Below are 17,581 nucleotides of genomic sequence, written 5' to 3'. Positions count from 1 at the left end.
CCACGCCCAGATCCCCGAACTCTTCGCGCAGACGCCGCAGGATCACTTCCGTGCGCTCGCCTTCGGAGTAGAAGGCGCCGAAGTAGGCCGAGACAGATCCCGCCATGGCCTCAGCGCCGCCGAAGAGATCGACCAGCTGCGAGGCCGCATCGCCGCCCTTCAGCGAGACATCAAAGAGACCATGGCCGAGGAGATCCGCCGCATCATTGACCGCGGTTAGGCTGCCCGACAGGCGCCCCAGCGTATCAAGCGCGGTTTCCCCGGCGCGGCTGAAGCGATCCGTGCCCAGAACCAGCTCGGCCATTTCCGCGCCGGTCTCTTCGATGCGGGCCTGCAGCTCCTCCTGGATCTTCTCCTGGCTTTTGCCATTGGTCCAGAGCGTGAAGCCTTCGCTGGTAAAGCCCTCCAGCGCCTTGGTGCCAAGGTTCAGCGAGGCCGCCATATCCTTGACGCCATCGGTCAGCCCGGTGACGCTCTGATCCAGCGCCGCCTCGAAGTCTGCCTCCAGCGGTTTGTAGTCGGTGCGGTTGGAGCGCAGGAAGCCGCCCTTGTAAAAGTCGATCGAGGAGCCTTCAAAGCCATCGGCGCCAAAGCGCCCCCGGATCCCCGAGCCTGCGTATTTGCGGCTGAGACCCTTGGCCAGAAGCGCAATGCCGCCCAGCACGAGACCCGCCGCGGGCAGAGCCGCGCCAAGCGCGCCCCAGCCACTGGAGGCGCCGCTGACCAGCCCGCCGAGGTTGGCAAAGCTGGAGCCAAGGCCACCGCCTGTCAGAACCCCGCCTAGGCCAGAGCCGATCCCGGCGGCAATGCCGCCGCCGCCAACGAGACCGCCGACATTGCTCAAGATCCCCAGTGGGTTCACGCCACCGCCGCCACCGCCCAGCACGGCAGTTCCTGCGCTGGCCGCGCTGCCGGATCCCGTCACCGACAGCCCCAGTGCAATCTTCAGCGTGTTCTGCGCAAAGGAGGACGCCAGATCCGCCAGCCCGCGTTTTGCGGCCTGTTTGATCCCATCCCAGAGACCCTCAAAATCCCGCAGGCCATTCGCCACCCAGTCCCCGAAGGAGCGCGCCACGCCATCGACGGCAGAGGACAGCGGACCGTTCAGCTCCTCGGACAGGTCCTTTGCCTTTTTCCTGGTCTTATCCAGCTTGTCCTTGGTGCCACCGCCGGACCCATCATCCAGCGTATCGTTCAGATCCTCGAGGCTGTTCTTCAACGCATCGGCGCTGTCGTCGCCCGCATCAAGTTCGGCATTGGCGCTGTCCATCTGCAGCGTCAGGGTCTTGAGCGCAGCCGTGGCCTTATCCCAACCCTCGCGCACCAGCCCCTTGGCCTCTTTCTTCAGCGCCGCGCTGCTGTTTGCAGCCCGCACCGCCAGCGCGTCATACCTCGCAACGCCCTCAAAGGCCCGGCCCGAGGCTTCATTCAGCGCATCAAAGGCGCCCGACATGCCCGGGATATTCTTCACCCGAACCGCCAGCCCCGACAGGAAGGCAGACCAGTTTTCCGAGATCGTCCCCATCATGCGCAGAAAGCCTGCCTTGACGGTCTCCCAGACGGCGCCAAGCGCCGGGCCGATCGATCTGGCGCTGGTCTTGATCCCCAGCCAGACGCCCGAGGCCAGATCCCCAAGCGCCTGCAGTGCCATGCCCCAGCCACCGGTCGCCGTGACCAGCTGGTGGAACTTCATCGCCAGGTACCCGGCGCCCACGACCAGCGCGCCGATCCCGGTGGTGATCACCGCACCGCGCAAGAGCACCAGCCCCCGCGACAGGCCCTTGATGGCCACACTGCCAAGCGCCGCCCTTGTCGTGGTTGCCCCGAGCGCCATTTCCAGCGCCACGGCAGACTTTGCAGCCGCAAGGAACCGCACTGGCGCCAGCGCCACGGTGGACAGCATCCCCGCCATCGCCACACCCAGCGGCGCGGTCAGCTTCAGAGTGAGGCCCAGCCCCACGGCCAGCGGTCCCAGCGCAGCCGCGCCTGCCGTGCCGAGCGCAATCACCCGCTTGGTGCCCTCGCCGAGCCCGTTGAACCATTCCGCCACCGAAGCCGCACCTTCGCTGACGGCCTGCATCGCAGGCACCAGCGCGATGGTCAGCTGGTTGGCGAGACCCCGCCCGGCCAGCCCCATCCGCGACATCGCATCATTGGCTGTCTCCAGCCGGTCCGCATCCACTTCGGAGATCGCCACACCAAAGCGGCCCACATCCTCTGCTGCAAGCTTCAGGGTGGCGCCATCAATGCGGGTGAAGATCAGACCGGCCCGGCTGCCAAAGAGATCCGAGGCCACCGCCGCGCGTTCCGCCTGCGGCACATACTCCGCCAGCGCCCCCTGGATCCGGGCCAGACGCTCATCAAGTGGCAGGCGCTGCAGATCGGAGGCGTTTAGATGAAGCCGCTTCAGCGCCTTGGCCGCGGCGCCGGATCCGCCCGCTGCCTGGCTCAGCCGCTTGGTGAGCTGGATCGTCGCCTGTTGCACCTCCCCGATCGACACGCCCGACAGATCCGCCGCCCGGTCCAGCACCTGCATGGATTTGACGGTAGTGCCCAGCGACTGCGCCATCTTGGCCTGCGCATCCACCATCTGCAGGCTGGATTTGACCGCCACCGCTGCAGCGCCCGCCAGCGGCAGGGTCAGGCCCAGCGACATCCGCCGCCCGGCCTTCTCCATATTGGCGCCCATCCGCAGCATGCGCCGCTCGGTCTTGCCCATGGTGGACTGCGCCCGTTTGGCGCCGCTTTCAAAGGCAGCCGAATCCATGGACAGAACGCCCCGAAGAGCGCCGATAATCGCGGCCATCTCATGCCCCTCTCTGATTGTGGAAGTGCAGGCTCATCAGCGAGGCGCGCAGCTGCTCGACAGCCTGCGCATCGCTCTTCTTGTCCCGCGTGTTTTTGTCGGAGTGTTCCGCCCCCGCCCGTGTAAAGTCGGGGATGGTCTTCGGGCTGTGGAACGCATGGCTGAACAGAACCGCCAGCTCCTGCTGCAGCACCCGCCGCGCCTGGACCTGGTCGTTCTTGCCATCGATCACCGCCCGGGTGATCAGATCGTATTCCCGCAGGGTGACGGCGCCAAAGTCATCGTGGTGCAGACCGAGCCTGCACCACGACCGATAGAGCGCCTGCCAGTCTACGCCCCTGCGGCCTGCCCGTTTCCCTCGGTGTTTCCCTCTGCGTCCTCATCGGGTTCAGCGCCCGGATCTGCCTCGGCAGGGAAAGCAGCCGCGATGGCCTCACCGACAAAGGGCACCGCCTTGCGAACCCCGCCAACCGCATCGACCAGGGCGACGGCCTTCTCGCGTTCCACCCCCTTGCCATCATTGAGACCAGCAGCCAGCGCCGAGATCACCAGGAAGGCACCGCCCTTGCCGGTGATCAGCCGATCCAGCAGCACGTCAAACGGCTTGCCATCATTTTCCGCTTCCATCCGCATCAGCGCGGCGGTGGAGAACTTCAGCTTGTGGGTGGTCTTGCCCACCTTCATCTTCGCGTGATTGATCATACCGCTGCCGTCCCTTCTACCCAGTCAACCGCGCCGGTGGTGCGCAGCTTGAGATCGGTCATCAGATCGCCGTCCTGGTCGGTGGTGGGGATCGTCGGAACCACGTAGGCCTTGTAGGCAAAGAGATCGCCCGTGCTCTGTCCCTCGCCCGGCGGCAGCGTCGCCCGGAAGAACACCGGCTTGCCTGCCGCGTTATAGGCCGCCGCCTGCTTGTAAAGCTCGGTCGAGTAAAAGCAGTTGAGAGTAATCTCACCGCCATCCTTGAGGCCGAGGCCCCATTCCTTGAACCGGCCCGGGCTGTCCAGCGAGGTCCGGTCCCGGTATTCCTGGTCAACCTCCGGGATCCCGATCGTCTTGCAGCCCTTGATCACCGCAAAGTTCGCGTCCACCCCGTCGACGGACCATTCCATGTCAACGAGATCGCCCGGAATGACATTCTCTGCCATTGGCTTCTTCCTTCCATAATGTGTTGATTGAGCCGGTCACCCGGCCAGAGGTCAGGCGCGGTAGCGCACCTGAATGTCCAGCATCTGAAGCCGGATCACATCGCCGCCGGAGGGGGTCGTCCCATCCCGGCGGGATATCTCTTTGCAGCGGATCACAGACCCGCCGCGATAGTCAGTAAGGGTCTGCGAGACCTGACGAGCGAGCGCAAAAACCTGATCCGCATCATCCGAATAAACGTTCACCTGAATGCGCGCCGTCTCGACATCGGCGCGGCTCTTCAGCGAATAAGCCGTGGCATTGCTGATCCGCTGGATGGTGATGCGCGGGAACGCCTCACCAGCGTCAAAATCATCGAACCCGCCCCAGAGCGTCGGATGGCCAAGCGGCTCCAGCGCCGCATAGATATCGGCTTCCATCATGTGCCAGCCCGCGCGGCCTTGCGCCGCGCCCGCTCCACGGTCTTTTCAATCTCGGCCCAGGTCTCACGCTTCAGGGTCTCAAGCATCTGCGCTTTGTTCGCATCCCAGGCGGGCCGCATGAAGGGCCGCGCAGGCATTGCACCGACGAACCTGCCGGTCGTGGCCTGCACCCGTGGCCCGGTGCCGAACTCGTAAAGGTGGCCGTGTGGTGCGTCGCTGTCATCCGGCTGCACCGGCCCCACATAAAGCACCACCTTGCTGCGCCCCCGGTCCCCGCGTGCCTCTCGCGCCTGCCGGGCTGTCAGCTTGCTGGTGATCTTCACCGTGAAGGGCGACAACGCATCGGCCATCGTCGCAACCGGCTGCAGCGCCTTCTTCATCGCGCGGCGCTGCACGCCCTTGGCGGTCCCCCGCGCAAGCTGCCCCAACGCCCGCTCGATGTCACCAGCGCCTTCGATCTTCATTTTGACTGACATATCCGTGTCCCCGTTACCGGATCTTCCAGGCGGTGATTTCGATCCACCGCCGCCGACCGATTTCCTTGCTCCCGGTGATTTCCCAATCCGCGCCTTCAAAGCGCAGCCGGTTCGCGCCAAGGATCGCCGCCGCCCGCGCGGAATAGCCCACCGTAAAACGCGCCTCTGCCTTCTGCTCGACCGCACCCGCCCGCCAGCGCTCCCCGTCCGACAACGCCTGGTAACTGGCGGGTACCGAGAACAGCTCATTCCAGCCGCTCTTGGTCTTGTTGCCCGTGAGGGATTTGGCGGTGACCGCCTCAAGGAAGGTCACCGTTCGATCCAGCCGCCGCCCCATCAGGCCACCTCGCAGGGGCGCTGATAACGGGCCTGTTTCATCAGGAGACGCACACCAAACGACAGGCGCGGTGCTTCGTCCCCCTCGATCGAGATCCCGGCCTCGAACCATTCTTTCGCCAAAAGGAAGATCGCCTGCCGCGCCCGGTTCAAGACATTGGCATCGGCGCCGCCAACCCGGGCCTGCACCCGCAGCAACTCGCCTGATACGCCATGCCCGGCCCAGCTGGACCCAAGCACCAGCTGCGGCTCATCATGGGCCTGCTGAACCCATGCACCTTCAAGCGGCTGATTGACCCAGCCGCCCGCGCCATCATCCACCGCCAGCGCCAGCAATTCCTGTACCGGCAAAACCGGGAACCACCAGCGCCGCCAGGTCCCGCGCACCACGACAAATTCAACAGCGCGCGGCGTCAGCGGGCAACCGGTGGCCGTGGCGACAACGGCTTCCGCCGATTGCAGCGCCAGCTGCAGCGCCCCGTCATCGTCCAGATCCTCCGCAGCAATGTGAACCGACCGCTTGAAGTCGGCCAGATCCACACCTGCCGGGATCTCCCCGGCCTCGATCACCCGCATCAGACCGGCCCCTTACGCCTTGGCGCCCTGTTTCGGCGGCGCGCCGGCAGTCTTGCCCGTATCGCCACCAGCTGCCGGATCTGCGGGTTGCACAGGGGCGGTGATGGCCTCGGCTTCGCGTTCCATCAAAGCGGCTTCACGCGCTGCAAGCTCATCCTCGCGGGCCTGCAGTTCAGCAGCGCGCACCGCCAGATCCTGCGCATCAGCCTCCAGATCCGCCGCTTCACGTTTGGCGGGCTTGGGGCGATCCGGGTCATAGGGCAGGCAGGTGCCCTTCGGCCAGTTGGCGATCACGGCCGGTTCGAACCCGGCAATGTCGCCCTTCACGTAGCGGCCATGGGTTTTGAGGAATTCCACGATTTCTTTTGCCATGTCAGCAATCCTTGATGTCTGGAGAAAGAGAAAAGCCCCGGCGATCACCGCCAGGGCCGAAGCTGCATCCGCTTTGGAGCGGCCTTAGAGGGTCCAGCCTGCGCCGTTCAGACCCGCGATCGCCGCATCATGGGCGGGCGCCATGTCATGCTCTGCAATGGCGCGCATCAGGGTCAGATCGTTCTGGTAGGCCGAGACCGTATCGCCCGCCTGGTTGACGTAGGAGGCTTCGGTGCTGGAGGCCAAGGTGATTTGCTGAGAGTCACCGATCATGATTTCGCTGAAGTCAGCAAAATAGATTTCGGTCTCATCGCCGCCAACGCCAAGGTTGTCGGGAACCTGCGAGGTGGTACGGATCGGCGCGCCATGCAGGGTGCCATTGTCATCGATCGACGGGAAGACCTTGAAGCCATTGGCCCAGCGAAGGCTTGCGAGGAAGTTCTTGGCGCTGGCCCGCATGATCCAGCCCGGATTGATCAGGCCGACATCGGCATCCTCCACCTTGCTGACGATCGCGCGGATCGCAGCCTCGACCGTCGCCGCATCCTTCACCGCGATGGTGGCCCAGTTGGCAACCGGCGCCCACTGGCGCAGGCCCTTCGGCAGGTTGCCAGTGCCGTCAAAGCGCAGGAAGGCCAGATCGTTTTTCAGGCCCATTTCCTTGATGATATCATCCCGCACCATCAGCGCGATCGAGGCGCTGGTATGACGCAGGAGGGAATTGCCGATCGGCACCAGCGAGGTCAGCTTGCGGAACTTTTCCTCAACCTTGTCAAAGGTCGGCTCGCTTTCCACGATGGCCGCGTTTTCCCCGGCATAGGCCGCGCTGGAGGGTGTCGCCTGCCGCGCATTGCGCAGCTCGCCTGCGGGCATGTCATGCACCCGGGCGCCCGATGCGCGCACCGTCACCTTCGGGCGCAACAGCTCGATCACCGCCAGCCCCTGCGGGCGCGGCAGCGTCACGCCACCGGCGCTTTCGCTGGCCCCCGACAGGGCTGCAGAGATGGCGCTGTGCCCGTCCTGCTCCAGCCGCTCCACTGCCTTGTCCCGGTCCCCCTTGGCGTTGATCAGGGCATGGGCCATGAACCCAACCTCAATCCCCTCCTGCCCCGCAGCCTTGGCCTGTGCGGGCGCAGGCGCGCCGGTCCCCGCGCCCGGATTGCTGCCGCCAGTGTTCAGTTCAGAAGTGGCGGTCTCGGCCTTGGCCTGCTCCACGGCTTCGGCGCGCTGAACGCGGGTCTGCAGCCCTTTGAACTCCGCCTCGGCCGCGTCAAATTCGGCCTGCGCCGCCTCGATCGCGCTGGCCTCTGCATCACCCGCAGTTTCCAGATCCTCGATCGCCTGGGCGGTGGTTTCCATCTTTCCCGCTGCCGCCTTCAGCATGCGGCGCAGATCATTGATATCCATGGTGCTTGTCTCCTTTGTCACATGGAACAGGCTGCAGTCACGCAACCCAAAGACCCCGCCGCCTGCGCTGCGAGGTGTTCACCGGCAAAACTGCCAATGAGAAGTCAGAGAGAGGCTTGCGCCCGTGCTGCCCGGGCCTTGGCCAGGTAGGCGCCTGACCGGCGCCGGGTCTGCGGTTGCGGCTGCGGGGCGTAAGTCGCCGCGACGCGGGTCAGGAACTCGGCCAGGGTTTCCTGACCATCGGCCAGACCGCGATCAATCGCGTCCTGCCCCCAGAACACATCGCCCCCGTCCGCATCGCTGTCCGTCCGGCTCATCCGCCCCGGCACATCGCCAGCGGCAATGCCGCGCCCCTCGGCAACATCCGCCAGGAACTCGGCTTCCATCTGGTCCAACCGGATCTGCGACAGGCGCTGCCCCTCTTCACTGGAGAGATCAGGCCGCTTGGCACCGGCATGCGCCGAGGTCTGGATAAAGACCTGATCGCCGCCCGATCCCGGCTGCATCGGCTGCGCGCCGGTCAGCATCGTGCCAACCGATCCGACCCAGCCCCCGGGCGTCAGGGTGATATCGCTGCACTGGCTGGCCAGCCAATAGCCCGCCGAGGCCGCCAGCGGGTTCACCAGCGCATGCACTGGCTTCACCAGCACCGCCGCGCGGATCGCCTCGATCGCCGCCTGAATGCCGACCACAGAGCCACCGGGCGTATCAAACAGCAGCGCCGCCGCCTGCACCTCATCGCTGGCCGTGATCGCAGCCATGGTTTCCGCAAGCCCGTGATAGGTGGACCAGCCGAGGAACCGCTCCAGCACCGCAGAATTCGGGGTCAGAATGCCATTGACCGGCACATAGGCAATGCCGCGATGAATGGCGAACCGTTGACCCCGCTCAAACGTGATCCCCTCACCAGCCGCCTGGATCGACGGCAGCGCCGCAACCTCCTGCCCCGGCAGATCAAGGCCCAGCATCGGCAGGCCGATTTCGGAGATGGCCAGCGGCGCGGCGCCCATCAGGGCGGCAACAGTTGTGCGGCTCATGTGTCTTTCCCTTTCGTGTCTTTGCTGTCGTTCCGCGTCATGTTCGGCGCCGGGTTCATCTTGTCCCCGCCCTTGGTCGGAGGCAGGCCAAGCTTCGCGCGCCCCTCGTCTGGCGTGTAGACCGGCCCGCCAACCGCCTTCGTGACGGCCTCGATCTGATCCTTGATCGTCGGCTGCAGCAGCGCGCCGAAGTCATGGCGCAGGAACAGCCCGCGTTCCCGCTCGCCCCGCGTCAGGATTGACAACGCCAGCGTTTGCTCGGCCAGTCCGGACCAATGCAGCAGGCAATCGGTCAGATAGTCGATCGCCTGCTGTTCCCCGTTGGCCTTCACCCCGTATTCCAGCATCTGCAGCTTGGAAGGCGGCATGCGGTAGATCGCGGCCAGTTGCTCGCGATCGAACTTGCGGCTGGCCAGCAGCTCCTGATCCGCAGCCGTCAGGTCCAGGCTTTTGATGTCATCATCCGGCCCCAGGACCGGGATCCCGTCTGACTGCGGATTGGTCAGATGCTCTTTCAGGCGCCGCGCATTGCGGCTGCGCGCCTCATCATCCTCATAGTGATCGCCCAACTTCATGAAGGCCTTGGCATGGGCGCCCGAGACCGACCGCGCCGCAGATTCCTGACCGGCAAAGGCAAGGCCAACCGATTCCGCCGCAACCTGCAGCGGCGATCGCCCCGCCCAGCCATCCAGCGCCAGGTAGCGCAGATGCACCATCGACCGGCTGGCGGCGCGCCGCTGCACCCCAGCCCCATCCGTGAAGTCATAGAACCGCGACCGGCCAGCCCGCAGCGGGGTGCAGGCGGTCTGGTCGATCAGCTCGATCATCTCCAGCTCCCCGCCACCATCGCGCGGCCCATAGGCAAAGCTGTTGCCACGCAGGGCCCAGGCATAGACCAGGGCAAAGCGCATGATCTTCGCGGGAACGCCGTCCGAGGCCTCGACGTTCAGCAGATAGGCCGCCGGGTGATCGCGCACCCGCACCTCCTGCCCGTCATCTTTGCGCTCCCAGATCTTCAGCGGCACCTTGGAAAGATCCCCGGCGATGTTGTTGCAGCAGGCAAAGACCGTGCCGTGCTGCTCACCCCGCTGCGGCGTCACGCGCGGCAGCCGCTTGTTCACCGGGCCGCCCCCACTGCCCCAGCCGATTTCCGTCATCCAGGGCTGTGGGCTGGCCGTGCCGGAAGTCTCAGCCGCCGCAGCCATCACCGGCGGTTCAACGCGCTGCACAACGGTCTCATCTGAACCGCGCGCAATATTCCATCCAAAGAACCTCATACGACCTCGACTTCCCGCGCCTTGCGTTTCTCTTCGCCCACCTCGGCGCGCCCCAGCGCCATGATGGCGGCAACCGCCGCATCAATGCGGCCCGTTGATTTCTTCTTGTTCGGCTTCACGTTCTCGGCGGCGTCCTCGTCCCGGTGGACGTTTCCGACCTGCCAACCCAGCACCGGATTGCCCCCGTGCCGGATCTTGTTCTGCGCCACCTTCTCCTCGAACCGCTTCATCGGGTTCGACATCGAGGCATAGCCCTGACGGTGCTCGACCATCGGGAACCGCCGCTTGTCCAGCTTGTCAGCCAGGTACTTCATGCCCCAGGGATCATAGGCGACCTCCTGCAGATCAAACGCCTTGCGGATCCATTCCAGCCGGTTGGCCAGTTGATCCTCATCGATCGTCCCGCCCTTGTGGACTTCCAGCCAGCCCTGATCGCGCCAGCCGACATATTCCCGCTTTTCCGTCTGTGCCCGCTGGATGAACCCCTTCGGCCCCTCCGGAATGAAGGTGTAGGTGATCAGGTAGATCAGCCCATCCACCGGCACCGCCACCACGATCGCCGTGGTGTCCACCTTGTTCGACAGATCCAGCCCCACCCAGGCCTTGCGCCCGTAAAGCATGGCCGGATCAAACGGCGCGCAGGCCATGCCCTGGTCCCAGACATCCCGTGCGATCCACGTCTCCGCACCTTCGGTCCAGAGGTTCAGATGGAACCGCTTGAAGTTTGGCATCCGACCCGCAATGGCCAGCGCCTTTTTCAGCGTGTCCTGCATCGCCTCGACCTTCTTGCTCACTCCAAGGTTCGGATTGCCCATGGCCCAGAACTTTGGATCTGCCGGATCACAATCGGCCGGCGGTTCCGCGATGAACCCGAAAAAGCTGTCATCCTCGACCGCGCCCCGCAGAACGCTTTCGCCATAATCGCGCAGCTCGCCGCACAAGGACGCCCGGTCCTGCCCGGCAGTGGTGATCACCCAATCGATCGGCTGATCCCGCGCGATCATCGATTCAACGATCGTGTCGGCCAGTTCCCGATCGGTCCAGCGGTGCATTTCGTCCCGCGCCAGAAAGCTCGGGTTGATCCCGTCCGACGAATTGCCATCCCGGCTGAGACAGGCAATCAGTCCATCCGTGCGCGGCGTCTCGATCGAGGTCCGCCAGACCCTCATCACCTGACCGAGGAACGGCGATCGCTTGATCATCCGCTTCATTTCCTTGAACAGCAGCCCCGCCTGATCCTTCGTCGTCGCCGCGCAATAGCCCTGCGGTGCGGCCTCGCCGTCAAACAGCTGCGTGTAAAGCATCGGCACGCCCGTGTCGGTGGTCTTGCCGTTCTTCTTGCCCACCTGGTGATAGGTGGACCGGAACCGGCGCAGGCCGGTGTCCGCATGCTTCCAGCCGAACACCGAGCCGTGCCGGAACTCCTGCCAGGGTTCCAGCTTCAGCGGCCTACCCGCCATCGGCCCCGTGGTGTGCTGCAGCATCCCGCCCCAGCGGATGATCCGGCTGGCCGCCTCGCAGTCAAAGACCAGCCCGCGATCGGCGCCCGTCTCCAGATCCATAAGGTGCCGCTCGCAAGCCATCCGCACCAGGTCACCAGCGACGATATCGCCCTCCACCACTCCGACGGCATAGCGGGAAACCGGGTGATCAATCGGTTCCATTCAGCTGCGCCATAACCTGATCGAACAGATCCCCCTGGCCACCGGCGCCAAGGCGCGCCTCATCGACCGGAGACAGACCGAACAGCGCCGCATCCCGGCGCATGCCCGCCATTGCTTCCTGCTGGATCCCCCAGGCGGCCCGCTTCTTCTGCTGGATCCCGTTGCGGGTCTTGGTCTCGTAATAGAGGCCTTCGACCGCCAGGCAGGCCGAGGCCGCAATGAAGTTCGCGACGCACACGCAGTAGCTCGCGAACTGGTACTCATAGAGCGGCTCCAGTCGGTCTTTCTTCACCAGCTCCGGCGCCAGCTCATCCCAGACCTTGCGGGCCTCATCCTCCAAAAACTCCGGCGCCTCCGGTACATGCTTCTGAATGTCGCCTTTCATGGGAACCACGTTCTGCAGGTTCGGTTTCTTCCCCTTCATCCCGTTTTCTCCATCATCAAAGGGTGGGCTTTTTTCTCCAAATTCGCGCTCGCAAAAACAAAGGTTCCCCCGCCGGTTTAGGGCAGATTGGACTTAGTTTTCAGATACCCCCCGGGGGGTGTGAAAGACTTCGCGCGCCGTCTTTCGGCTGTGGCAGCGATGGCAAAGCGCCTGCCAGTTCGACCGATCCCAGAACACTCTGCGATCGCCCTTGTGCGGCTTGATGTGATCCACATCCGTTGCCGGTTCGATCGCGCCCAGCTCAGCGCAATCCCTGCAAAGCGGGTGCCTGCGCAGGAAAGCCTTTGCCGCAGCCTTCCATTTCGCCGAGGCATAGAGCCTGCGCCCCACAATGGCCGCCTCCGAGGTCTGCGCCTTGGCCCGCCGTTCCTTCAGCCTGGCCTGCCGCACCGCCTCGTGCTTCTCGCAATGCGGCAAGCCAGGCAGTGCGAACTCCTCGCAGCCCGAAGCCGCGCAGATCTTCAGCCGCGCCACAGGAAAACCTCACGATGTCTGGAAGCAACAACGAAAAACGCCCGGAGCAGGATCTCTGCACCGGGCGCACGTTGGGTGACTGCAATATGTCAACAGGGCTAGGATTTCGTCAAGCGCTTTTCTTCCACGGCGCGCTCAAGGGCATCGCTTCCGTCACAACATGCGCCGTCAAGTGGCTGATCTGAAGCGCATATTTGATTTCCAACAGAGCCGACCACCACTGCAGATAGCCTCGCCGCATCGATGCAACCTCTCGGGCCGTTGGGCGGATCTCAATCGGACAATACGGCACTGGCTCCATCACGGCACTGCCATTCCGCTTGCGCCGTAACTGATGGGGCCAACCTTCAGAGCCAAGCTCGGCCGCATCCGATGTCCGCGCCCGCGTCCCATGCCGATTGGTGGTTGTCGCGCTCGGCCCCACCGTTGGTTCTGCCCGCCATTCCGGCACCCGACCAGATCGCGCCAGCTCGGCAATCCAGATCGCCATTCGCCTGCCGCCGCAGTTTTCCGGCAGAACAGCCAATGTGCTGGCCACAATGTCCGCATCGTGGTGGGCCGGTGACGTACCACCACCCTGCACCCGGCACCCCAAACGCGCCTGCTCCATCAGGATGTATTCCATCCCAACGCCAGGCTTCGCGCCGGTTTCCCGCTCGATCTCGTCGAAGTCCACCCCAACTTTCTCGCGCTGAAAGGCCCAACAGATCAGCTCCCACACGCCGACCTCCACCTTGCCGCCCGGGCCGGTCCGCTCCCTTGCCTGATCGTTTCGGCACCGCCCAAGAACTGCCATGTTCATGCTGCCCCCTTTCGGCGGGCCTGGTCCGCAATGTCCTGGCACGTTTGCAACGCGGCACGGCGCTGCAGACGGAACCGGTCTTCCTCCGCGCTGATGGCATCGCCACGCGCCAGGCGCATCTCGATATCCTCCAGCCGCCTGACGGGACTGTCCGCGCTTTCCCGGATCTTGGTCTGACTCCAGCGGCCCGGCCATTCCCGTCCACCCTTGATGAACGCCAGAAGTTCCGGCGCCCAGCCCTGACGGATCGCCCTCAGGCCCAGCTCATCGCGGAACACATTCAGCATCAGCCGCGATGGCCCGGTATCAGGCACCTCCTTCTCCCGCGCCTTGGCCAGGATCTTCAGCGCGATCGGGAACCGGTCCTTGTTCTTGCCTTCGGGATGCGCCTCGATCCATTCCCGTAGTTCCGTCAGCCCATCTTCGCTCATGTAGGCAAGCTTCTGGCGCAACTCCTTTTTCATCACCTCAAACTTCGCAAGTGTCGCAGTCGAAGGCCTCGCCAGCCCCAGCGCTTCCAGTGGCGCAATCAGGATCTCCTGTACCCGCTTCTCTCCTGCTGCCTGTTCCTTTGCATCCATCTCTAAACCTCATTTCTCAGCAAATCCGAGTTATCCACAGCCACCGGCCTCAGACCGTCCGGCGACTGGCCTTCTGTTTTGTTATGTCTCTGTCTCTATCCCTGTCGTGCAGGACAGTCTGAGACTGTCCGAGACTGTCTTGAACTGTCCGCCGGACAGTCTCGGACAGTGTTGAGACAGTTATCGGAGGGAGCCGTTGCGCGCCTGACCGAGGTCGAACATATGCGTTGACCAGGACCGCATCGCGCGTTCGATCCAGCTGGCATTGCGGTATTCGCAGCCCTCCTGGACCAGCCATTCATCCATCCAGCGAATGGCTGCATCGTTCTTTGCTAGCTCGGCATGATAGCCCGCCACGGTGATCCTGAGCCGCTGCAACCGTTTGGCCGCGTTCGCGGCCTCGTGCTTGGCGCGGTTGTCTTCCTTGCGAGACAGCGCCTCCGTCAGCGTGCGCAACACCATGGGGTGCATCAAACGCACCTCACCGCCCTCGCAGATACAGGGCGTCCATTTGTGCAGCGGGCCATAGTCCAGCTTGCACAGCGCCCGGAAGTGACCCGGATCGACCATAAGCAACTTGGCCAGCGTTTCCAGATCCTGCGGAACCGTGCCCACCGGCGTCTGGTCATAGGCGATGTTGATCAGGTCAAAGTAGAGCGCGCGGCACTCCGGCGTGCCCTTCAGGCGCATGTCAGAATTCAGCCAACGCCGCCGCTCCCACGCCATGAAGTAGTGGCTATCAAGCCGGTCCTCGGCCCCCAGCGGATACTCAGGAAGCTCATCGGCTTCGACCATGCGGAATGCGCGGTCCTGGCTCATTCGATTACACTCCCGATAAAAAGCCCCACAGGAGTTACGCAGACAGCTGCCATCACCTTGACTCCAGCCGTGTGCCGCTATTGTTCTCACCCATACATTGAGTGATTTTAGCCAGTGGAGAGTTTGATGCTTGAAGAACGGATTGCAGAGCTGGAACAGCGCGTGGAATATCTCGAAGCGCAGAACGACGAGCTTGCAACGGCCCTAAACATTGTACGGCCTCTCCTTGCCGGAAGGGTGTCTCATGCCGAACACCAGCTAATTCGGCGGGCCGTGGCGAAGAAAAAATCGCCACTTCGAGCGCAGATCTGGCGCTTTCTTCTGGGTGAGGAAGAGACGCTGAAGCAGGATCGTTTGGCTCTGCGCAGATAGCTGCCCAAAGATGGGCCCCAACACCTTGCGCGGCGTCATACTCCTCATGGAAACGGACGCAGATTTCGGCAATCCATTCAAAAAATGGTTCCAGCCCAGCGGGCTGCGTGGGAGAGTATCCGGTCATGCTGCCTCCCCGCTCAATATGCTCAGCTCATCATCGAAAGCGCCGATCATCTGCGGGCCATTGTCCACCGCATGGCTGCACGCCATTTTGCGATACCGTCCGCTCCAGCCGCGATACCGGCAGATCTGAGAGCAGGAATGGATCGAGGCCCCGGTGAACGTGGCCATGTCCCGCAGGGTGCATTCCCCCGCAGTGTCCTCGATCAGCCACCAAATCTGATAGGCGATCCGCGCAATGCGAGGTGAAGGGATCTGCGCCATCACGCCGCCCTCCTCATCTCTTCCTGGAAAAACTCCGGCGCACCGGGATCGGTCAGCATCACCAGCAAAGCGATATGGCTAGTGGGCGCCGTAACCGCGCCCCACCAGTTCAGCGCCGTCTGGAAACTGACATCACAAAACAGCGCCACCTCCCGCGGGCTGTTGAAGCGCTCGCGGAAATAGGCAGACCACAGGTCCGCCGCGGTGGATTTCAGCGCGTAGGGGTCAAACCGATTTGACCAAGACGCTGTATCAACAGACGTGCCAGGCTGCTCGCATGGCACATCATTGCTCACAATCAGGGTTAGACGGGGGCGGCTCATGCGGCAGCCTCCCGCGCTTCCACCGGCACCGGGTTGTCAGCCATGTATTGGCGGATCTTGTCCACGGTATGCAGCGTCGGGCTCGACTGCCCCGCTTGCCAGGCTTTCCACTGGCGCCAGTTCGCGCCGATGGCCTGACGCAAGATGTGCTGCGGGCTTCGCTCCACAGCAGCCGCGTAGGCTGCGATCTCTTCAAGAAACTGTTCCATGCCCCTTAATGGGGTTTATTTACCCCATAGGTCAAGGGTGTATTTACGCCATGCGCAGCCAGCAAGAATGGGGTAAATTACCCCACATGCAACAAACTTTCAGAGACGCATTTCTTGCGGCAATCAAATCCACCGGAAAATCCATGCGACAGGTCGCACTGGATGCAGGCGTCTCCTATGAACAGTTGAAAAACCTCGCGCAGGGCAAAAGCAAGTCGACAAATGTGGACGATGCCGTCCGCATAGCCGCGTCCTTTGGCACAAATCTCGAAGGCTTTCTGGAGGGCAATACATCCCCTGTGGATCGCCCCACGATCGCCATTGCAGGTAAGGTCGGCGCAGGCGCTCAGGTTCCAGTCTTTGACGCCTATCCGAAAGGAGGCGGCCCTCAGGTAGAATGCCCCCCTGGCCTGACCCCCACTGGCATTGTAGCCGTCGAGGTCGAAGGGGACAGCATGGAACCCGTGTATTCAGACGGGGATCTCCTGTTCTACAGCCGCAACGGCCACGACAGCGTACCCTCTGATATCGTTGGCCATCGCTGCGTCTGCGAAGATGAGGATGGAATGGGCTGGGTGAAACAGGTGAAGGCAGGTGATGAGCCCGGCCTATTTCACCTGATTTCTCTTAACCCTGGCGCCAACAACATGTGGAATGTGCGCCTGAAATGGGCCGCAAGGGTCCAACTGCACTGGCCTGCGGATCTTGCCAAAAAGATCTGACACTTCATCAACGCAACAAGACCTCCGGCAGCAGAGCGCAGATAGCGACATTTGCAAAGTCGGCGAATCTGGCGACATGGCGAGCGATCCATGCCGCAGGCGCACTAGGAAAAGCTGACCTTCGCCTCAGGAGAAGCCGCCGACCACCTTTAAACGGCGGGGACGCGGACGAACCAGACTTTCGCGGCATGTGCAGCTTAGACCCGCTGCAGTAATAACGCGCCAGCAGGACGGTGTTCGCAGCACTTCTCGGCTGGTTGCGAGTAACGAAGTTTGAAGCGGGCCACGTGTTGATTGCCCTGCCATTTGCGTTTAGTTGAATAAAGAGGCATATAGGTTGCACTCGAAACACTCTGAGTGTCATTACCGAACATTCTTACGTTGCATTAAACCATGCCGATCACAGTGCTGGGAAGACTAAAAATGAAAATTCTCATTAGCCACACAAAGAGCGACCGCCCCTTTGCTAAGCGACTTTCACACGCTTTAGTAGATGTTGGGCATGACGTCATTTCACTAAACTTCAGGGAGAAAAGCGCGGGCACCTCAGTCCTGTCTTTCCTGGAGGATCTTATAGCAGAGGCGGAAGTGTATGTGGTCATTTGGAGTGACATTTCCGCCAGCTCCTCATTTGCCGACCGAGAAATGCTTGCCATTAAAATGCTGGTTGACACTGATGCTTCAAGGTACTTGATCCCAGTTGTTTTGGATGACGCAAAACCACCTGCTGAATTTTCGAACCACCTAGTCATTAGAGCCAAAAGTGACGAAAAAGACCTGAGTGTAGTTCTGGCGTCAATCTCAAGACGGCGCTGTTGCACAAATCGGGGTCTGAGCGTGGTTCCCCTTTCCCCGGACGGACCTATCCTACGGCCACAGTGACGGGTATGCCGAGCGCGGTGTAGCCGTTCAGCACGGCGATGCGAAC

General features: G+C 63.0%; 24 protein-coding genes. 3 read left to right on the top strand and 21 right to left on the bottom strand.

The features are described from left to right. From SM763_RS22755 to SM763_RS22670, 18 genes are all read right to left on the bottom strand, one after another. Nucleotides 1-2,806, bottom strand: a 2,806-nt coding sequence (locus tag SM763_RS22755) for a phage tail tape measure protein (protein ID WP_490363307.1), incomplete at its 3' end; no start/stop codon positions are given. A 1-nt stretch (nt 2,807) separates the two neighbouring features. Then, complete coding sequence (locus SM763_RS22750; protein WP_368999855.1) at nt 2,808-3,038, bottom strand: hypothetical protein; 231 nt, start codon at nt 3,036-3,038, stop codon at nt 2,808-2,810. Between the two features lie 98 nt (nt 3,039-3,136). Continuing rightward, complete coding sequence (locus tag SM763_RS22745) at nt 3,137-3,508, bottom strand: GTA-gp10 family protein (protein ID WP_368999854.1); 372 nt, start codon at nt 3,506-3,508, stop codon at nt 3,137-3,139. Then, nucleotides 3,505-3,954 (bottom strand): phage tail protein, encoded by a 450-nt coding sequence (locus SM763_RS22740; protein ID WP_368999853.1) that lies wholly within the window; start codon nt 3,952-3,954, stop codon nt 3,505-3,507. The genes SM763_RS22745 and SM763_RS22740 overlap by 4 nt, the downstream gene beginning before the upstream one ends. 51 nt (nt 3,955-4,005) lie before the next feature. Further along, complete coding sequence (gp17, locus tag SM763_RS22735) at nt 4,006-4,374, bottom strand: tail completion protein gp17 (protein ID WP_368999852.1); 369 nt, start codon at nt 4,372-4,374, stop codon at nt 4,006-4,008. Continuing rightward, nucleotides 4,371-4,850 carry an HK97-gp10 family putative phage morphogenesis protein gene (locus SM763_RS22730; RefSeq protein ID WP_368999851.1) on the bottom strand — a complete coding sequence of 160 codons (480 nt, stop codon included), beginning with the start codon at nt 4,848-4,850 and terminating at the stop codon, nt 4,371-4,373. Before SM763_RS22730 ends, gp17 begins: the two co-directional genes overlap by 4 nt. Nucleotides 4,851-4,863: 13 nt before the next feature. After that, nucleotides 4,864-5,187 (bottom strand): head-tail adaptor protein, encoded by a 324-nt coding sequence (locus SM763_RS22725; RefSeq protein WP_368999850.1) that lies wholly within the window; start codon nt 5,185-5,187, stop codon nt 4,864-4,866. Then, on the bottom strand, nt 5,187-5,762 hold the full coding sequence (locus tag SM763_RS22720; RefSeq protein WP_368999849.1) for a hypothetical protein: 576 nt from the start codon (nt 5,760-5,762) through the stop codon (nt 5,187-5,189). Before SM763_RS22720 ends, SM763_RS22725 begins: the two co-directional genes overlap by 1 nt. Nucleotides 5,763-5,774: 12 nt before the next feature. Next, complete coding sequence (locus SM763_RS22715) at nt 5,775-6,134, bottom strand: hypothetical protein (protein WP_368999848.1); 360 nt, start codon at nt 6,132-6,134, stop codon at nt 5,775-5,777. A gap of 84 nt (nt 6,135-6,218) precedes the next feature. After that, a complete protein-coding gene (locus SM763_RS22710) occupies nt 6,219-7,541 on the bottom strand; it encodes a phage major capsid protein (protein ID WP_368999847.1) in 1,323 nt (440 codons plus the stop codon). Between the two features lie 104 nt (nt 7,542-7,645). Further along, nucleotides 7,646-8,578: a S49 family peptidase gene (locus SM763_RS22705; RefSeq protein ID WP_368999846.1), complete on the bottom strand. Its 933-nt coding sequence runs from the start codon at nt 8,576-8,578 to the stop codon at nt 7,646-7,648. Then, nucleotides 8,575-9,855, bottom strand: coding sequence for a phage portal protein (locus SM763_RS22700; protein ID WP_368999845.1), 1,281 nt, complete (start codon nt 9,853-9,855; stop codon nt 8,575-8,577). The genes SM763_RS22705 and SM763_RS22700 overlap by 4 nt, the downstream gene beginning before the upstream one ends. Continuing rightward, a complete protein-coding gene (locus SM763_RS22695; RefSeq protein ID WP_368999844.1) occupies nt 9,852-11,519 on the bottom strand; it encodes a terminase large subunit in 1,668 nt (555 codons plus the stop codon). The genes SM763_RS22700 and SM763_RS22695 overlap by 4 nt, the downstream gene beginning before the upstream one ends. Continuing rightward, nucleotides 11,506-11,943, bottom strand: a complete 438-nt coding sequence (locus tag SM763_RS22690; RefSeq protein WP_065271001.1) for a P27 family phage terminase small subunit — start codon at nt 11,941-11,943, stop codon at nt 11,506-11,508. The genes SM763_RS22695 and SM763_RS22690 overlap by 14 nt, the downstream gene beginning before the upstream one ends. Nucleotides 11,944-12,036: 93 nt before the next feature. Beyond that, nucleotides 12,037-12,438, bottom strand: a complete 402-nt coding sequence (locus SM763_RS22685) for an HNH endonuclease (RefSeq protein ID WP_368999843.1) — start codon at nt 12,436-12,438, stop codon at nt 12,037-12,039. A gap of 109 nt (nt 12,439-12,547) precedes the next feature. Further along, nucleotides 12,548-13,240 (bottom strand): hypothetical protein, encoded by a 693-nt coding sequence (locus SM763_RS22680; RefSeq protein ID WP_368999842.1) that lies wholly within the window; start codon nt 13,238-13,240, stop codon nt 12,548-12,550. After that, entirely contained in the window at nt 13,237-13,821 is a 585-nt protein-coding gene (locus tag SM763_RS22675; RefSeq protein WP_368999841.1) for a hypothetical protein, read from the bottom strand. The genes SM763_RS22680 and SM763_RS22675 overlap by 4 nt, the downstream gene beginning before the upstream one ends. A 180-nt stretch (nt 13,822-14,001) precedes the next feature. Next, nucleotides 14,002-14,640 (bottom strand): hypothetical protein, encoded by a 639-nt coding sequence (locus SM763_RS22670; protein ID WP_368999840.1) that lies wholly within the window; start codon nt 14,638-14,640, stop codon nt 14,002-14,004. A gap of 126 nt (nt 14,641-14,766) precedes the next feature. Between SM763_RS22670 and SM763_RS22665 the strand changes: the two genes are divergently transcribed. Further along, a complete protein-coding gene (locus SM763_RS22665) occupies nt 14,767-15,012 on the top strand; it encodes a hypothetical protein (RefSeq protein ID WP_368999839.1) in 246 nt (81 codons plus the stop codon). Nucleotides 15,013-15,135: 123 nt separating this feature from the next. Here SM763_RS22665 and SM763_RS22660 read toward each other — a convergent pair whose 3' ends face one another. The 3 genes from SM763_RS22660 to SM763_RS22650 are packed head-to-tail and all read right to left on the bottom strand — an operon-like array spanning nt 15,136 to nt 15,931. Beyond that, the gene (locus tag SM763_RS22660; RefSeq protein WP_368999838.1) at nt 15,136-15,399 is read right to left on the bottom strand and encodes a hypothetical protein; all 264 of its coding nucleotides are present in this window, start codon (nt 15,397-15,399) and stop codon (nt 15,136-15,138) included. After that, complete coding sequence (locus tag SM763_RS22655) at nt 15,399-15,722, bottom strand: hypothetical protein (protein ID WP_368999837.1); 324 nt, start codon at nt 15,720-15,722, stop codon at nt 15,399-15,401. The genes SM763_RS22660 and SM763_RS22655 overlap by 1 nt, the downstream gene beginning before the upstream one ends. Next, on the bottom strand, nt 15,719-15,931 hold the full coding sequence (locus tag SM763_RS22650) for a hypothetical protein (RefSeq protein WP_368999836.1): 213 nt from the start codon (nt 15,929-15,931) through the stop codon (nt 15,719-15,721). The genes SM763_RS22655 and SM763_RS22650 overlap by 4 nt, the downstream gene beginning before the upstream one ends. A gap of 86 nt (nt 15,932-16,017) precedes the next feature. On the opposite strand from SM763_RS22650, the gene SM763_RS22645 reads away from it, so the two are divergent. Both SM763_RS22645 and SM763_RS22640 read left to right on the top strand, forming a co-directional pair. Further along, complete coding sequence (locus SM763_RS22645; RefSeq protein ID WP_274827918.1) at nt 16,018-16,653, top strand: S24 family peptidase; 636 nt, start codon at nt 16,018-16,020, stop codon at nt 16,651-16,653. A 393-nt stretch (nt 16,654-17,046) separates the two neighbouring features. Then, nucleotides 17,047-17,535, top strand: a complete 489-nt coding sequence (locus tag SM763_RS22640; RefSeq protein ID WP_368999834.1) for a toll/interleukin-1 receptor domain-containing protein — start codon at nt 17,047-17,049, stop codon at nt 17,533-17,535. The last annotated feature ends 46 nt before the right edge of the window (nt 17,536-17,581 follow it).

Origin of the sequence: Pseudophaeobacter sp. C1-32P7 (assembly GCF_041008775.1) — a bacterium.
Lineage (GTDB): Bacteria > Pseudomonadota > Alphaproteobacteria > Rhodobacterales > Rhodobacteraceae > Phycobacter > Phycobacter gallaeciensis_A.
The sequence above is the reverse complement of the archived record's forward strand: the minus strand, read 5'-3'. Positions and strand labels throughout refer to the sequence as shown.

Bases quoted from the DNA above. Each gene is read 5' to 3' on its own strand.
- SM763_RS22745 (WP_368999854.1), bottom strand. From the start codon at position 3,508: ATGATCAATCACGCGAAGATGAAGGTGGGCAAGACCACCCACAAGCTG.
- SM763_RS22740 (WP_368999853.1), bottom strand. From the start codon at position 3,954: ATGGCAGAGAATGTCATTCCGGGCGATCTCGTTGACATGGAATGGTCC.
- gp17 (WP_368999852.1), bottom strand. From the start codon at position 4,374: ATGATGGAAGCCGATATCTATGCGGCGCTGGAGCCGCTTGGCCATCCG.
- SM763_RS22730 (WP_368999851.1), bottom strand. From the start codon at position 4,850: ATGTCAGTCAAAATGAAGATCGAAGGCGCTGGTGACATCGAGCGGGCG.
- SM763_RS22725 (WP_368999850.1), bottom strand. From the start codon at position 5,187: ATGGGGCGGCGGCTGGATCGAACGGTGACCTTCCTTGAGGCGGTCACC.
- SM763_RS22720 (WP_368999849.1), bottom strand. From the start codon at position 5,762: ATGCGGGTGATCGAGGCCGGGGAGATCCCGGCAGGTGTGGATCTGGCC.
- SM763_RS22715 (WP_368999848.1), bottom strand. From the start codon at position 6,134: ATGGCAAAAGAAATCGTGGAATTCCTCAAAACCCATGGCCGCTACGTG.
- SM763_RS22710 (WP_368999847.1), bottom strand. From the start codon at position 7,541: ATGGATATCAATGATCTGCGCCGCATGCTGAAGGCGGCAGCGGGAAAG.
- SM763_RS22705 (WP_368999846.1), bottom strand. From the start codon at position 8,578: ATGAGCCGCACAACTGTTGCCGCCCTGATGGGCGCCGCGCCGCTGGCC.
- SM763_RS22700 (WP_368999845.1), bottom strand. From the start codon at position 9,855: ATGAGGTTCTTTGGATGGAATATTGCGCGCGGTTCAGATGAGACCGTT.
- SM763_RS22695 (WP_368999844.1), bottom strand. From the start codon at position 11,519: ATGGAACCGATTGATCACCCGGTTTCCCGCTATGCCGTCGGAGTGGTG.
- SM763_RS22690 (WP_065271001.1), bottom strand. From the start codon at position 11,943: ATGAAGGGGAAGAAACCGAACCTGCAGAACGTGGTTCCCATGAAAGGC.
- SM763_RS22680 (WP_368999842.1), bottom strand. From the start codon at position 13,240: ATGAACATGGCAGTTCTTGGGCGGTGCCGAAACGATCAGGCAAGGGAG.
- SM763_RS22675 (WP_368999841.1), bottom strand. From the start codon at position 13,821: ATGGATGCAAAGGAACAGGCAGCAGGAGAGAAGCGGGTACAGGAGATC.
- SM763_RS22670 (WP_368999840.1), bottom strand. From the start codon at position 14,640: ATGAGCCAGGACCGCGCATTCCGCATGGTCGAAGCCGATGAGCTTCCT.
- SM763_RS22665 (WP_368999839.1), top strand. From the start codon at position 14,767: ATGCTTGAAGAACGGATTGCAGAGCTGGAACAGCGCGTGGAATATCTC.
- SM763_RS22660 (WP_368999838.1), bottom strand. From the start codon at position 15,399: ATGGCGCAGATCCCTTCACCTCGCATTGCGCGGATCGCCTATCAGATT.
- SM763_RS22655 (WP_368999837.1), bottom strand. From the start codon at position 15,722: ATGAGCCGCCCCCGTCTAACCCTGATTGTGAGCAATGATGTGCCATGC.
- SM763_RS22650 (WP_368999836.1), bottom strand. From the start codon at position 15,931: ATGGAACAGTTTCTTGAAGAGATCGCAGCCTACGCGGCTGCTGTGGAG.
- SM763_RS22645 (WP_274827918.1), top strand. From the start codon at position 16,018: ATGCAACAAACTTTCAGAGACGCATTTCTTGCGGCAATCAAATCCACC.
- SM763_RS22640 (WP_368999834.1), top strand. From the start codon at position 17,047: ATGCCGATCACAGTGCTGGGAAGACTAAAAATGAAAATTCTCATTAGC.